Origin of the sequence: Streptomyces sp. L7 (genome assembly GCF_050990935.1) — a bacterium.
Lineage (GTDB): Bacteria > Actinomycetota > Actinomycetes > Actinomycetales > Microbacteriaceae > Leifsonia.
Map to the genome: position 1 here is coordinate 1,226,343 of NZ_CP194644.1, position 13,702 is coordinate 1,240,044.

The 13,702-nt window shown below is 68.4% G+C and carries 13 protein-coding genes and 1 pseudogene; 7 read left to right on the plus strand and 7 right to left on the minus strand.

Annotated elements, in window-relative coordinates; translation table 11 throughout:
* Positions 1–24 precede the first annotated feature (24 nt).
* Complete coding sequence (locus ACR5MH_RS06195) at positions 25–213, plus strand: DUF1918 domain-containing protein (RefSeq protein WP_431346138.1); 189 nt, start codon at positions 25–27, stop codon at positions 211–213.
* A gap of 91 nt (positions 214–304) precedes the next feature.
* Here the strand turns inward: ACR5MH_RS06195 and ilvC are convergent, their stop codons facing one another.
* From ilvC to ilvD, 4 genes and pseudogenes are all read right to left on the minus strand, one after another.
* Positions 305–1,333, minus strand: a complete 1,029-nt coding sequence (gene ilvC, locus ACR5MH_RS06200) for a ketol-acid reductoisomerase (RefSeq protein WP_431346137.1) — start codon at positions 1,331–1,333, stop codon at positions 305–307.
* A 63-nt stretch (positions 1,334–1,396) separates the two neighbouring features.
* Entirely contained in the window at positions 1,397–1,906 is a 510-nt protein-coding gene (ilvN, locus tag ACR5MH_RS06205; protein ID WP_185277752.1) for an acetolactate synthase small subunit, read from the minus strand.
* Between the two features lie 5 nt (positions 1,907–1,911).
* Positions 1,912–3,717 carry an acetolactate synthase large subunit gene (locus tag ACR5MH_RS06210; RefSeq protein WP_431346136.1) on the minus strand — a complete coding sequence of 602 codons (1,806 nt, stop codon included), beginning with the start codon at positions 3,715–3,717 and terminating at the stop codon, positions 1,912–1,914.
* A gap of 54 nt (positions 3,718–3,771) precedes the next feature.
* Positions 3,772–5,465 (minus strand): annotated as a pseudogene (gene ilvD / locus ACR5MH_RS06215) (dihydroxy-acid dehydratase).
* A 114-nt stretch (positions 5,466–5,579) separates the two neighbouring features.
* Between ilvD and ACR5MH_RS06220 the strand changes: the two are divergent.
* The 5 genes from ACR5MH_RS06220 to ACR5MH_RS06240 all read left to right on the plus strand — a co-directional run bounded on the left by ACR5MH_RS06220 (position 5,580) and on the right by ACR5MH_RS06240 (position 8,596).
* Entirely contained in the window at positions 5,580–5,900 is a 321-nt protein-coding gene (locus ACR5MH_RS06220) for a hypothetical protein (RefSeq protein WP_431346135.1), read from the plus strand.
* The gene (locus tag ACR5MH_RS06225) at positions 5,890–7,221 is read left to right on the plus strand and encodes a hypothetical protein (RefSeq protein ID WP_431346580.1); all 1,332 of its coding nucleotides are present in this window, start codon (positions 5,890–5,892) and stop codon (positions 7,219–7,221) included. The genes ACR5MH_RS06220 and ACR5MH_RS06225 overlap by 11 nt, the downstream gene beginning before the upstream one ends.
* Positions 7,134–7,646, plus strand: coding sequence for an alpha/beta hydrolase (locus ACR5MH_RS06230; RefSeq protein WP_433862611.1), 513 nt, complete (start codon positions 7,134–7,136; stop codon positions 7,644–7,646). The genes ACR5MH_RS06225 and ACR5MH_RS06230 overlap by 88 nt, the downstream gene beginning before the upstream one ends.
* A gap of 77 nt (positions 7,647–7,723) precedes the next feature.
* Positions 7,724–8,188, plus strand: a complete 465-nt coding sequence (locus tag ACR5MH_RS06235) for a hypothetical protein (RefSeq protein WP_431346134.1) — start codon at positions 7,724–7,726, stop codon at positions 8,186–8,188.
* 126 nt (positions 8,189–8,314) lie between these two features.
* Entirely contained in the window at positions 8,315–8,596 is a 282-nt protein-coding gene (locus tag ACR5MH_RS06240; protein ID WP_431346133.1) for a hypothetical protein, read from the plus strand.
* Positions 8,597–8,626: 30 nt separating this feature from the next.
* On the opposite strand, the gene otsB is transcribed toward ACR5MH_RS06240, so the two are convergent.
* Together otsB and otsA are read right to left on the minus strand one after the other, a co-directional pair.
* On the minus strand, positions 8,627–9,463 hold the full coding sequence (gene otsB, locus ACR5MH_RS06245; protein WP_431346132.1) for a trehalose-phosphatase: 837 nt from the start codon (positions 9,461–9,463) through the stop codon (positions 8,627–8,629).
* Between the two features lie 25 nt (positions 9,464–9,488).
* Positions 9,489–10,967: an alpha,alpha-trehalose-phosphate synthase (UDP-forming) gene (otsA, locus tag ACR5MH_RS06250; RefSeq protein ID WP_433862407.1), complete on the minus strand. Its 1,479-nt coding sequence runs from the start codon at positions 10,965–10,967 to the stop codon at positions 9,489–9,491.
* Between the two features lie 177 nt (positions 10,968–11,144).
* On the opposite strand from otsA, the gene ACR5MH_RS06255 reads away from it, so the two are divergent.
* Positions 11,145–12,074 carry a sugar phosphate isomerase/epimerase family protein gene (locus tag ACR5MH_RS06255; protein ID WP_431346563.1) on the plus strand — a complete coding sequence of 310 codons (930 nt, stop codon included), beginning with the start codon at positions 11,145–11,147 and terminating at the stop codon, positions 12,072–12,074.
* Here ACR5MH_RS06255 and ACR5MH_RS06260 read toward each other — a convergent pair.
* Positions 11,986–13,569 carry a GDSL-type esterase/lipase family protein gene (locus tag ACR5MH_RS06260; protein WP_433862408.1) on the minus strand — a complete coding sequence of 528 codons (1,584 nt, stop codon included), beginning with the start codon at positions 13,567–13,569 and terminating at the stop codon, positions 11,986–11,988. The genes ACR5MH_RS06255 and ACR5MH_RS06260 overlap by 89 nt on opposite strands.
* Positions 13,570–13,702 lie beyond the last annotated feature (133 nt).

The window sequence follows — 13,702 nt, forward strand, 5'->3', positions numbered from 1 at the left end:
TGAGGGTTCAAGGAGGAGGCCGACATGCAGGCGACGATCGGAGACCGGATCTGCATCCGGGGCACCCACGTGGAGTCCGCCGACCGCCACGGCTCGGTGGTGGAGGTGCGCGGCGCGGACGGCGCCCCGCCGTACCTCGTCCGGTTCGACGACGGGCACGAGACACTCGTGTACCCGGGTCCGGACGCGGTGATCGAGCACAACGCGGCGTGAGCCGCGGCCGGGTTGCGCGCCGACGACGGACGGGGCCGCACCGACGCTCGGTGCGGCCCCGTCCGGGATGCCGTGGTTCAGCGCGGCTGGATCAGCGCGCGACCTCGCCGTCGACGTAGTCGTCGTCGTTCGACGCGTTCCAGGCGAAGAGTTTGCGCAGCTCGCGGCCGGTGGCCTCGATGGGGTGCTGCTCGCCCTTCTTGCGCAGCTCGAGGAACTCGGGCGCGCCCGCGTCCTGGTCGGCGATGAAGCGCTTGGCGAACGTGCCGTCCTGGATGTCGGAGAGCACCCCCTTCATGTTCTCCTTCACGTGCGGGTCGATGACGCGCGGGCCGGAGACGTAGTCGCCGTACTCGGCCGTGTCGGACACGCTCCAGCGCTGCTTGGCGATGCCGCCCTCCCACATCAGGTCCACGATGAGCTTGAGCTCGTGCAGTACCTCGAAGTAGGCGACCTGCGGCTGGTAGCCGGCCTCGGTGAGGGTCTCGAACCCGTACTGGACGAGCTGTGAGACGCCGCCGCAGAGCACGGCCTGCTCACCGAACAGGTCGGTCTCGGTCTCCTCGGTGAAGGTGGTCTTGATGCCGCCGGCCCGCAGGCCGCCGATGCCCTTCGCGTAGGAGAGGACGAGCGGCCAGGCGTTGCCGGTCGCGTCCTTCTCGACGGCCACGATGACGGGGACGCCGCGGCCGGCCTCGTACTCGCGACGCACGGTGTGGCCCGGGCCCTTGGGGGCGACCATGATCACGTCGACGCCCTCAGGCGCCTCGATGTAGCCGAACCGGATGTTGAAGCCGTGGCCGAAGACGAGAGCGTTGCCCTCCTCCAGGTTGGCCTGGATGTCGTCCTTGTAGAGGTTCCGCTGCACCTGGTCGGGCGCGAGGATGACGATGACGTCGGCCCACTTGGCCGCGTCGGCGGCGGAGAGGACGCGGAAGCCCGCCTCCTCGGCCTTCGGCTTGGACTTCGAGCCTTCCTTGAGGCCGATGACGACCTCGACGCCCGAGTCGCGGAGGTTCTGCGCGTGCGCGTGGCCCTGCGAGCCGTAGCCGATGACCGCGACCTTCTTGCCCTGGATGATCGAGAGGTCCGCGTCGTTGTCGTAGTAGATCTCAGCCACTGTGTGGGTTCTCCTTCGTGATGTGGTTCGTGCGTTAGTTCTTTCGCCGCCCGGAGGGCGGGTCTAGTTCTTGAAGACGCGTTCGGTGATGGACTTGCCGCCGCGGCCGATCGCGAGGAGGCCGGACTGGGCCATCTCCTTGATCCCGTACGGCTCCAGCACCTTGAGCAGCGCCTGGGTCTTGCCGCTGTCGCCGGTGACCTCGATGACGAGGGCGTCGGTGGCCACGTCGACGACGCGGGCGCGGAAGAGGTTGACCGCCTCCAGCACCTGGGAGCGGGTCGAGTTGTCGACCCGCACCTTGATCAGCAGGTGCTCGCGCTGGACCGACTGCGCCGGGTCCAGCTCCACGATCTTGATGACGTTGATCAGCTTGTTGAGCTGCTTGGTGACCTGCTCCAAAGGCAGCTCCTCGACGTCCACCACCACGGTGATGCGCGAGAGGCCGTCGACCTCGCTCGTGCCCACCGCCAGCGAGTGGATGTTGAAGCCGCGCCGCGCGAAGAGGCCGGCGACCCGGGTCAGCAGACCGGGCTTGTCCTCGACGAGGAGGCTCAGAACGTGTGTGCTCATGGGGGTCACTCCTCTCCGAAGGACGGGCTGTGGTCGCGTGCGTACTGCACGTAGCTGTTGCTGACGCCCTGCGGCACCATCGGCCACACCATCGCATCGGCGCTGACGACGAAGTCGATGACGACCGGGCGGTCGTTCGTCTCCAGCGCCAGTTTGATGGCGGCGTCCACCTCCTCCTCCTTCGTGACGCGGATGCCGAGCGCGCCGTACGCCTCGGCGAGCTTCACGAAGTCGGGCACGCGCACGGTGTCGTGGCCGGTGTTGAGGTCGGTGTTCGAGTAGCGGCCGTCGTAGAACAGCGTCTGCCACTGGCGCACCATCCCGAGCGACGAGTTGTTGATGATCGCCACCTTGATCGGGATGTTGTTGATCGTGCAGGTGGCCAGCTCCTGGTTGGTCATCTGGAAGCAGCCGTCGCCGTCGATCGCCCACACGACGCGGTCGGGCTGAGCGACTTTGGCGCCCATCGCGGCCGGCACAGAGTAGCCCATCGTGCCCGCTCCGCCGGAGTTGAGCCACGAGTTGGGACGCTCGTACTTGATGAACTGCGCCGCCCACATCTGGTGCTGGCCGACGCCGGCGGTGTAGATGCCCTCCGGCCCGGTGAGCTCGCCGATCCGCTGGATGACGTGCTGCGGGGCGAGCAGGCCGTCGCTGGTGGGCGTGTAGCCCAGCGGGAACTCCTCGCGGAGTCCGTTGAGGTACGTCCACCACTCGACCAGGTCGGGCGCGCCCGCGCGGGTGGCGTCCTGGTAGGCCGCGGTCAGATCGACGATGACGTCCTTGGCATCGCCGACGATGGGGACGTCGGCGACTCGGATCTTGGAGATCTCGGCGGGGTCGACGTCGACGTGCACGATCTTCGCATCGGGCGCGAACAGCGAGGTGTTTCCGGTGACCCGGTCGTCGAAGCGCGCTCCGAGCGACACGATCAGGTCGGACTCCTGCAGGGCGAGCACCGCGGGAACCGTGCCGTGCATGCCGGGCATGCCGAGGTGCTGCGTGTGGGTGTCGGGGAACGCCCCGCGTGCCATCAGAGTGGTCACCACGGGGATGCCGGTCGCTTCGGCGAGCTCCAGGAGCTCCTGCGAGGCACGCGAGCGGATGACGCCGCCGCCGACGTACAGCACCGGCTTCTTCGACTCGACCATGAGCTGGGCCGCGGCGACGATCTGCTTGCCGTGCGCCTTGGTGATCGGCCGGTAGCCGGGGAGGTCGATCTTGGGCGGCCAGACGAACGGCACGGCGTTCTGCTGCGCGTCCTTGGTGATGTCCACCAGCACCGGGCCCGGTCGTCCCGTGCCGGCGATGTGGTAGGCCGCGGCGATGGTGGCCGGGATGTCCTCGGCCTTCTTCACCAGGAACGAGTGCTTGGTGATCGGCATCGTGATGCCGACGATGTCGGCCTCCTGGAACGCGTCCGTGCCCATCAGCGTGGAGAACACCTGGCCGGTGATGAACACGACAGGCACGGAGTCCATGTGCGCGTCCATGATCGCGGTGACGAGGTTGGTCGCGCCGGGACCGGAGGTCGCCATCGCGACGCCGACCTTGTTGGACGCCGAGGCGTAGCCTTCGGCCGCGTGACCGCCGCCCTGCTCGTGACGGACCAGGATGTGACGGATCACGGAGGAGTCCATGATCGCGTCGTAGATGGGGAGGATCGCACCGCCCGGCAGCCCGAAGACGTCGGTGACGCCGAGGAGCTCGAGGGTGCGGACGACCGACTGGGAGCCGGTCAGGATTTCGGGCGACGCCTTTCCGGGCGCCGCGGGGGGCAACACTGAACTGGGGGTTGCATCCGGCGTCATGCCTTATCGATCCCTTACGTGCGAAGCGGTTGATGAATCCGAGTGGGGCGAAGGCTACCCCGTGACCGCGCCCTCCGCAGCGGAGTGCACGAGCTTGGAGTACTTCGCGAGTACGCCACGGGTATAGCGCGGAGGAAGAGGCGCCCAGCCGTCACGGCGGGCGGTCAGCTCTGACTCGTCGACAAGTAGGTCGAGGGAGCGAGCCGCGATATCGACCCGTATCAGATCACCATCGCGCACGAAGGCGATGGGACCTGCGTCCACCGCTTCGGGTGCTATGTGGCCGATGCACAGGCCGGTTGTGCCGCCTGAGAATCGTCCGTCCGTCAATAGTAGTACATCCTTGCCGAGGCCGGCGCCCTTGATGGCGGCAGTGATCGCGAGCATCTCGCGCATGCCTGGGCCGCCCTTCGGGCCCTCGTAGCGGATGATGACGACGTCCCCTGCGCTGATGCGCCCTTCGGTCAGCGCGTCCATCGCCGCCCGCTCGCGCTCGAAGACCCGGGCAGGCCCCTCGAACACGTCGGCGTCGAAGCCGGCCGTCTTGACGACCGCGCCCTCCGGGGCGAGCGAGCCCTTGAGGATGGTGAGTCCGCCGGTCGGGTGGATCGGGTTGTCCAGCGAGCGCATGACGTTGCCGTCCGGCGCGGGCGGGTCGATCTCGGCCAGGTTCTCCGCGACGGTCTTGCCCGTGACGGTGAGGCAGTCGCCGTGCAGCAGACCCGCGTCGAGCAGGGCCTTCATGACGACGGGGACGCCGCCGTGCCGGTCGACGTCGTTCATGACGTACTTGCCGAACGGCTTGAGGTCGCCGATGTGCGGCACCTTGTCGCCGATCCGGTTGAAGTCGTCGATCGTGAGCTCGACTTCGGCCTCGTTCGCGATGGCCAGCAGGTGGAGGACGACGTTGGTCGAGCCGCCGAACGCCATGGCGACGGCGATCGCGTTCTCGAACGCCTTCTTGGTGAGGATGTCGCGCGCGGTGATCCCCTGCTTGAGCAGGTTGACGACGGCCTCCCCGAGCGGTGGGCGAAGTAGTCGCGGCGGCGGTCCGCCGAGGGCGGAGCGGCCGAGCCGGGGAGGCTCATGCCGAGCGCCTCGGCGACGCTGGCCATCGTGTTCGCGGTGTACATGCCGCCGCAGGCGCCCTCGCCCGGGGCGATGGCGCACTCGATGCGCTTGAGGTCCTCCTCGCTCATCTTGCCGGCCTTGCATGCGCCGACCGCCTCGAACGAGTCGATGATCGTCACGTCCTTCTCGGTGCCGTCGCTGAGCTTGACCCAGCCCGGCGCGATGGAGCCCGCGTAGAGGAAGACCGCGGAGAGGTCGAGCCGCGCGGCCGCCATGAGCATGCCGGGCAGCGACTTGTCGCAGCCGGCCAGCAGCACGGTGCCGTCGAGGCGCTCCGCCATCATGACGGTCTCGACCGAGTCGGCGATGACCTCACGGGAGACCAGCGAGAAGTGCATGCCCTCGTGGCCCATCGAGATGCCGTCGGAGACGGAGATGGTGCCGAACTGGAGCGGGTAGCCTCCGCCGGAGTGCACGCCCTCCTTCGCGCCCTGCGCGAGCCGGTCGAGGGAGAGGTTGCAGGGCGTGATCTCGTTCCACGAGCTGGCGATGCCGATCTGCGGCTTCTCCCAGTCCGCGTCGCCCATGCCGACGGCCCGCAGCATCCCGCGGCTGGTGGTGGCTTCGATTCCGTCCGTGACGACGCGCGAACGCGGCTTCCAATCGATCTCTGGCATGTGACAACTCTAGGACCGTTTGGATGCCGGGTCGGCCATGCGTCGGGGGCTGTGGACAACCCAGTCTCTTCAGGCGCCAGTACTGACATTGCCATATCGCATTGGTGTTCCTATATGGTGTTCCTCATCGTGAGCAAGGGAGGCGACGTGGGAGGAACCGTCGGTGCCGACACCGAGCACCTGCGCACGAGCGCGCAGACATTGGCCGAGGCGATCCAGGGGCGCCACTGGCCGGACGTCGACCCCGACGGGGTCGGCTCACCGCGTTCGATGGACGCACTGGAGCGTTTCGACGGCTATTGGCATCCCGGGCGTATGGCGTTGACGGGCAGCGTCGAAGCCCTCCAGCACGTCCTCCGCTCCACCGCGGACGCGTACGACAGGCGTGACCACGATGATGCGAAGACGTTCGGCGGTGCGGCTCGTGCGTTCTAGCTCGTGGGACTGGTCACCCGTCGGGTTCGACTCCGACCCGACCCCCGGCTCGGTGGAGACGGTGGACACACTGGCCGCCGAGCTGAGGAGGACGGCGGAATGGCTGTGGCACCGGTCGAACGTGCTGGACAGTGTGCACGCGACGATCGCGGCTCCCTATTGGTCCGGCGTCGCGGCCGAGGTCTTTGCAGAACGGCTCCGCAGCGTCGTCGACGGGGCCCGAGTCGCCTCAGGGCGCCACAACGAAGGCTCAGATGCCGCGCGTCGGTGGTCGACCGCGATGGCCGAGACGCAGACCGCGACCGACCGGGCGCTGCAGGACGCCGAGCTCGCGCAGGCCGACCTCCTGCTGGCGGAGGCCTCGCTCGGGCTGCGGACCGGCGTCGGCTTCGCAGGGACCGGCAGCCTGGACCCGGCGGCGGAGACCGAACTGCTCCATGCCCGGTTCCGCCTCCAAGACGCGCAGCAGTGTCTGGACGACGCCCGGAGGAAAGCGCAGATCGCCAAGGACGACTACGACACCGCCGAGGACGCGTTCGTCCGACAGCTCGACGCCACCCTGCACGGCGCCCTCCCCCATGCCTCCCTCCCGGAACTCGGAAACTTCGTCACGCTCTTCGGGACGATCACCGGGGTCGAATCCGCCGCCGCCCGCGGATCGGGGCTGCTGGACCTGCTCACCGCGCTGACCCCCGAGCAGGTCGAAAAGCTGCTCGCGGAGGATCCCCGCCTGGCGCAACGATTCTGGGACGACCCGCCTCCGCCGGAACGGGTGGCCTCCTGGTGGAAGGGGCTCTCTTCGGAGGTCAGGGAGGCCTGGTGCCAGTTCGCGCCGACGATCATCGGCAACCTTCCCGGGCTCGACGCGGAGACGCGCATCCACGCGAACTCGATCCAATTGCGCCGGGACCTCTACGACCCGGAGATCGACCCGGACTCACCACAAGGAATCGCGCTGCGGGACATTCTCACGGCACTCAACGTGCACAAGTTCTCCGGCCCCTGGCTGGACTACGAGAAGCTCGCGCGAGGCTTCGACCCGCCGCGCGGGCTGCTGTCCTACAATCTGCGCCACGACCCACCGTTGGCAGCGGTCGCCATCGGGGAGACCGAGGCGGAGAAATCCGGAAAGGTCACCTGGACGGTACCCGGTATGAACACCGGGATGGGCGAACCCGGGCCGGAGGCGACCGGCTGTCCCACGAACTGGACGGGCAATGGGCGGCCGACTTCATCCTCGCTGGCAACCCCCACCCATACACCTCCGTCGTCGGCCACTCCTACGGCACCACCGTCGCCGCCAACGCCGTCACCACCCTGAACCATTACGTGCAATCCGTGGTGTTTCTGGCATCCGCCGGAGTCGAGCAGAACATCGCCAGTGTGGACGCCCTGCACGTTGACGGCGGCGAGCAACACGTATACGCAAGCCAGTCGTCCCACGACGATGTCGCCGACGCGGGACGTGGGCTCTCCGGGCGAAAAGACCCCCGCGACAACTCGTTCAGGGCACGTCGGTTCTCCTCCGAAGGCGACCCCGAACACAACCTCCAGACAACCGACGGGCACGACCCCATCGGATACGGTACCGACAACGGGTCATTGTTCAATCCCCACGCCACCAAAGGACACGGCTACCTCGACAGAGACACCGAAGCGCTCCGCAACACCGCCGCAGCCAGTCTCGGACTCGATAGAAGAATCAACGGCGGCACCAGCATCCCCGGAACCGGCAAGAAACAATGAAACACCACGTCTTCACAGGGGTGATCGTGTCGTCGCTGACAGTGGCGACTCTGACCGGCTGCTCACTAGGAGGAATCATGACCAACCGCAACGACGACGTCCTCTCCCCACCCAACGGACTCTCCACCAAATCCCACACCGAACTCCTGGGCGAAACTATCCAGCAAACCAACGACCTGGTCCAACTCCTCGGGGGCGAATGGCTCGACTCCGCGTCACCGCCAAGCGCCTTCGACCCCACCGACCGAACTGGATGGCGATATCTGGTCCCCTGCGACATGAATGGCACCGCCGAGCAATACGACATCTTCATATCCCAGGTGAGACCGCTTGAAAACCCAAGCGCGGCGATCAACCAGGTCCGCTCGTACTGGGACAGCCTCGGCTACAGGATCGGCCAAATCGGCCCGAATGACGCCGACGACGAGCAGTTCACCGAAATCAGCGTGGCGCTGGAACACAAGGCCAGCCTTCAGTTCAGCGCAAGCACCACAGGAATGACCATCTGGATCAGCAGCGAGTGCGCAGCGATCGAAGAATGAGCCAGGACCCGTCGAAGCCGCCGATCGCGTCTGAGATGACGCCTGTGCAACCCGCGCGAAAGGGCACCGCGCCCCGGAAGTCGCACGCCCCTCGCGGGGTTCCTGTTGTGGGTCGGCGCTGTTCTCGTGTTCGGCGCCGCGATGATCATCGGGAATGTCATCGACGCCTCACATAAGCCAGTTTCGTTCTCTATGTATATTGGCGCGGTGCTCATGCTGCCCGTCGCAGCCAGCGTCCTGTACCTCCCGATGCTGATCGCGAGCGGTGCGATCTCCGTTCGAGCACTGTGGGTCGAAAGTCGGCGCGGGCTTGCCGCACTCTCAGTTGTCCTCGACATCATGAGCTGCGTTCCAGCAGGCTGGAGCTTCTTCCTGTTCGCAAGCACAAGATTCTTTGGGCTGTTCTAACGCCCCGACGCGATCCGGGTGCTGCCCGGTTCAGCCCTCCGCTGACTGAGCCGCGTCCCCGCGCGCATCCGCCAGCAACCCCAGCAGGGTCGCCACGGCCCGCTCGTCCGCGACGCGGAACTGCGCAGCCGTCTCGCCTTGGCCGACCTTGATCCCCAGGTCGCCCTCCTCCGGCCGCAGCACCGCGAAGGCGTCTTCGTCGGTGACGTCGTCGCCGGCGAAGAGGACCGCAGTCGCCTTCGTGTACTCGCGGAGGCGCTCGATGCCGTCGCCCTTGTTGGCTCCGCGGACCGAGAACTCGATGATGTCCTTGCCGTCGCGGATGGTGAGGGAGTCGCTGACCGACGCGGCGGCCTCATAGGCGCGCGCCACCACGGCCTGGCCCTCGGCGCCCTCCAGCAGGCGGTAGTGGACGCCGAAGCCGACCGGCTTGACCTCCAGGCGGGTGCCGGGCACGCTGTCGACCAGCGCGCCGAGCGTCTCGCCCAGCTTCTGGAGCGTCGCGCGCTCCTCGGGGCTCAGGTCCAGCGAGACGCCGTCACGGCCGAAGCGGATCTCCACGCCGTGAGAGCCGATCAGCAGGGCGTCCTCGTCGGCCTCGGTGACGATCTCCAGGCTGGAGAGCGGACGACCCGAGACGTACGCGACCCAGGTGTCCGGGAGCGCCTCCAGGCGGTCCAGGGCGGCTTTCGCTGCCGGAAGCATCCGGGCGGCCTTCGGTTTGTCGACGAAGGGCGCGAGCGTGCCGTCGAAGTCCAGTGCGAGCAGCAGTCGATCGGCGCCCGCCAGCCGCGCGACAGCCGTCGCGAGGGCGATGGCGGCCGGCTGCGGATCGGTGGCGGCGTTCGGGAGGGAGGTGTCTGTCATGCGGCTCTCGGTTGCGTGAACGGGGTCAGCGCCGGTTGACCGGCGGGTTCTGCAGGGGGTGATCGCCGTGTGCGCTCCGGGTGAGCGCCTCCAGGAAGCTGGCGGACCAGCGGGCGACGTCGTTCGTGAGCACTTTCTTGCGCAGGGCGCGCATGCGGCGCATCCGGTCACGCTTCGGCATCGCGATCGCCTGGAGGATGGCGTCCTTCAGGCCCTCGATGTCGTGCGGGTTGATCAGCAGCGCCTGGCGAAGCTCGTCGGAGGCGCCGGCGAACTCGCTGAGCACCAGCACGCCGTCCTCGTCCACCCGGGTGGCCACGTACTCCTTGGCCACCAGGTTCATGCCGTCGCGCAGGGCGGTGACGAGCATGACGTCGGCCGCGAGATACAGCGCGACCATCTCCTCCTTGGGGTAGCCGTGGTGGAGGTAAGCGATGGCCGTGTGGCCGAGGGTGGCGTAGTCGCCGTTGATCCGTCCGACGGTGAGCTCGATCTCGTCGCGCAACTGACGGTAGGTCTCCACGCGCTCGCGGCTCGGGCTCGCCACCTGCACGAGCGTGACGTCCTCCACGCTGACCCCGCCTTCGTGCAGCAGCTCGCCGAAGGCCTTCAGCCGGTGCCCGATTCCCTTGGTGTAGTCAAGACGGTCGACACCCAGCATGATCGTCTCGGGGTTGCCGAGCTCCTCGCGGATCTCCTTGGCGCGCTCCCGGATGGACGGGCGGCGGGCGAGCTCCTGGTACGCCTCGGCGTCGATCGAGATCGGGAAGGCCCGGGCCAGCACGGTGCGCACGAGGCCGCCGTGGCGGTTCGTCGTCACGTGGCGGTGCGAACCGGACTCGGGGTCGTCGGTGTCGATCGGCACCTCGATGATCGGGCCGCGGGTCTCGTAGCCCTTCAGCCGGCGGACGGCGCGTGAGAAGTTGCCCGCGTCGGCCACCCGCTGGAAGCCGATGACGTCGGCGCCGAGGAGTCCGTCGATGATCTGCCGGCGCCACGGGAGCTGCGAGTAGATGCCGTAGGGCGGGAACGGGATGTGGTTGAAGAAGCCGATGACCAGGTCCGGCCGCACCTCCCGCAGCATCGCCGGGACGAGCTGGAGCTGGTAGTCGTGCACCCACACGACGGCGCCGTGGGCCGCGACGCGCGCGGCCGCGTCGGCGAACCGCCGGTTGACGCGCACGTAGCTGTCCCACCACTCCCGGTGGTAGCTCGGCTGGGCGATGACGTCGTGGTACAGCGGCCAGAGCGTGTCGTTCGAGAAGCCCTCGTAGTACTCCTGAAGCTCCTGCTCGCTGAGCGCGACCGGCAGGATGCTGATGCCGTCGGCCTCGAACGGCTCGATCTCCTCGTCCGCGACACCGGCCCAGCCGACCCAGACGCCGTCCTCCGCCCGCATGACGGGCTGCAGCGCCGTGACCAGCCCGCCTGGAGAGGGCCGCCAGGACGCCTGCCCGGCCTCGTCGACCACGCGGTCGACGGGTAGTCGGTTGGACACGATCACCAGGTCGTACGTATCGGTTGCTACGGCTTCGGACGTCTGGCTGATGGTGGGTCAACTCCCCCAGTTGATGCGATGGTCTGCCTGCCACAGTACCAGCGCCCGCGCCGACGGGTACCGGCGCGCGTTCCCCCTCAGGACACTGCTCGTTCAGGCGCCGTGGTTAGAGTGACGGTCGTGATGCGCATCGGCATGGGCACGACCTGCGTCTACCCGCTGGGGGTCGAGACGGCCTTCCGCACGGCCGCCGAACTGGGCTACGACGGCGTCGAGGTCATGGTCACCCGCGACGACCGGACGCAGTCGGCCGAGCCCCTGCGGAGGCTCGCCGAACGCTACGGCACGCGCATCCTGAGCGTGCACGCGCCCGTCCTGCTGCTGACGCACTTCGTCTGGGGACGCGACCCCGGAGTGAAGCTGGAACGGTCGGCCGAGCTCGCCGCGGAGCTGGGCGCCGACACGGTCGTCGTCCACCCGCCGTTCCGCTGGCAGTCCGGTTACGCGGAGGACTTCCTGGGTCTCGTCCGATCGACCGCCGAGCGCACCGCCGTGACCGTCGCGGTCGAGAACATGTTCCCGTGGAAGGTCGCCGGCCGGTCGATGGCCGGGTACGTCCCGCACTGGAACCCGGTCGGGATGGACTGCGACGCCGTCACCCTCGACTTCTCGCATGCCGCGCTGAGCGGAGTGGACGGGCTCGACCTCGCGAACCAGCTCGGCGGCAGGCTGCGGCATGTGCACCTGTGCGACGGCTCCGGCCCGCTGGATGACTCGCGGGTCTTCGACGAGCACCTCGTCCCGGGACGGGGCAGCCAGCCGGTCGCCGAGGTGCTGCGCTCGCTGGCGGCCTCCGGCTGGGACGGCTCGATCGTCGCGGAGGTGAACACCCGGAAGGCGCGCGACGCCGGCGAGCGGGCGGCGATGCTCCGCGAGACGCTCGAGTTCGCGCGCGCCGCCATCGACGGCAGCAGCACCGACGGACGCGCCCGCATCACCTCCCAGGCCGCGGAGGACGACCCGGTTACTTCGCTCGACCCAGCAGCCGCACCAGCGCGTTCGCGTACTGCGCGTAGCCCGCTGCGGTCGGGTGGAAGGCGTCGGTCCCGCTGAGGTTCAGCCACGGCTTCTTCGAGCCGATCCCGTGCCCGGCGAAGTCGACGCCGACGTAGGTCATCGGCACGCCGTGCGCCCGCTGCGTGGCCACGACGTCCGAGATCGTCTGGTTGAGGCCGAGGGTCGCCGCGTTGATCGCGGTGTCGGTGCCGAACGTCGGCGACTTCGGGTCGTAGTTGTCGAACACCACCGCGTAGCCGGTGACGACGATGCGGGCGTTCGGCGCCGCGAGGTGGATGGCCGCGTAGACCGCCGACAGCCGCTCCGGGAGGACGTTGAGCAGCGACAGCGCCGAGGACACGCCGTTGCGGCAGGCGACCGCCTTGCCCGACGAGCACTCGGCCGCGATCGCGGCGACGCCGAGGTCGTTGCCGCCGATGCTCACCGTCACCAGGTCCGTGCGGTCGTCCAGGGCGATGAGCTGGTGCTTGAGGAGGTCGGAGGTGGTCGCTCCCGCGCACGCCGCGTCGACGACGAGGTCGACCCCGGAGTCGCGCGTGAACACGCTCGGGTAGCTGAACGGGCTGGAGCGGCACTTGCCGGTCTCGTCGCCCCCGCCCATCCCGGCGGCGAACGAGTCGCCGATCGCGACGTAGCGCGTCTGTGCCGTGAGCGGCTGCTTCGGGAACGGGTCGTGGGTCGATTTCGGCGACGGCGTCGCGCTGGCGGCCGCGCCCGGCGTCGCCTCCGGGTTCGCCGGAGCGGCGCACGCGGCCACGACCAGCAGCACGGCCGCGCAGAGCGCGGTCGCGAGGGCCGGACGGAGCAGTCGACGTCGCATCGAGCACACGTTACCCGCTGCTGCTCGGCGTTCGATCAGACCCCGGAGATCAGACCCGTTCCGTGAGGGCCAGCAGGATCGCGGGGACCGACTCGGAGAGCCGTTCGGCGAACTTCCGCTCGTCTCCGGAGAGCAGCGCCCTGGCCTCCCCGTTCGCGCAGAGCTCGGCGATGACGCGCACCGCCTCCCCGGGTCGATCGTGAACCGGCGTCGGGCGCTGGCGAGCGCGGCGACGACCGTCTCGGTGAGCTCCTGGAAGAAGCTGTCCTGGTAGTGCAGGAAGTCCGCCGAGATGGCCGGGTCGCGCAGGGCGAGCAGCAGGAACTCCGACTGGACGAGCCACCAGCGCCGGTCGTCGGACTGCAGTTCCAGGATGCGGGTGATTGTGCGGAGGACATCCGCGTCGTCGAGCTCGGCTCCTCCGGACCCGACCAGCGGCCGGAGGAACTGCTCGACGCCGGCGTCGAGCTGCGCCAGGCGCAGGGTCTTCTCGCGCTCCATGAGTGCGAAGAAGAGCTCCTCCTTGCTGGAGAAGTTGGAGTAGAACGCGCCCCGGGTGAAGCCCGCCGCTTCGGCGATCGTCTCCACGCTCGCGGCCTTGACGCCCTGCTCGGCGAAGACGTCGAAGGCGGCGTCGAGGAGGCGCGTGCGGGTGCGCTGCCGGCGTGCGGACTCGAGAGGCGCGTCATCTCTGAGAGCCGTGCTGTTCAAGCTGAAACCTTCCTGTGCCGAGTTCCCGATACACGAGTGTATCCGATACAGTCGAGCATCGGATACGACGGTGTATCGAAACCCTTTCGACGGTCGGGCCTCACCCGCGCCGTCGTTCCCTTTCACTGCTGGA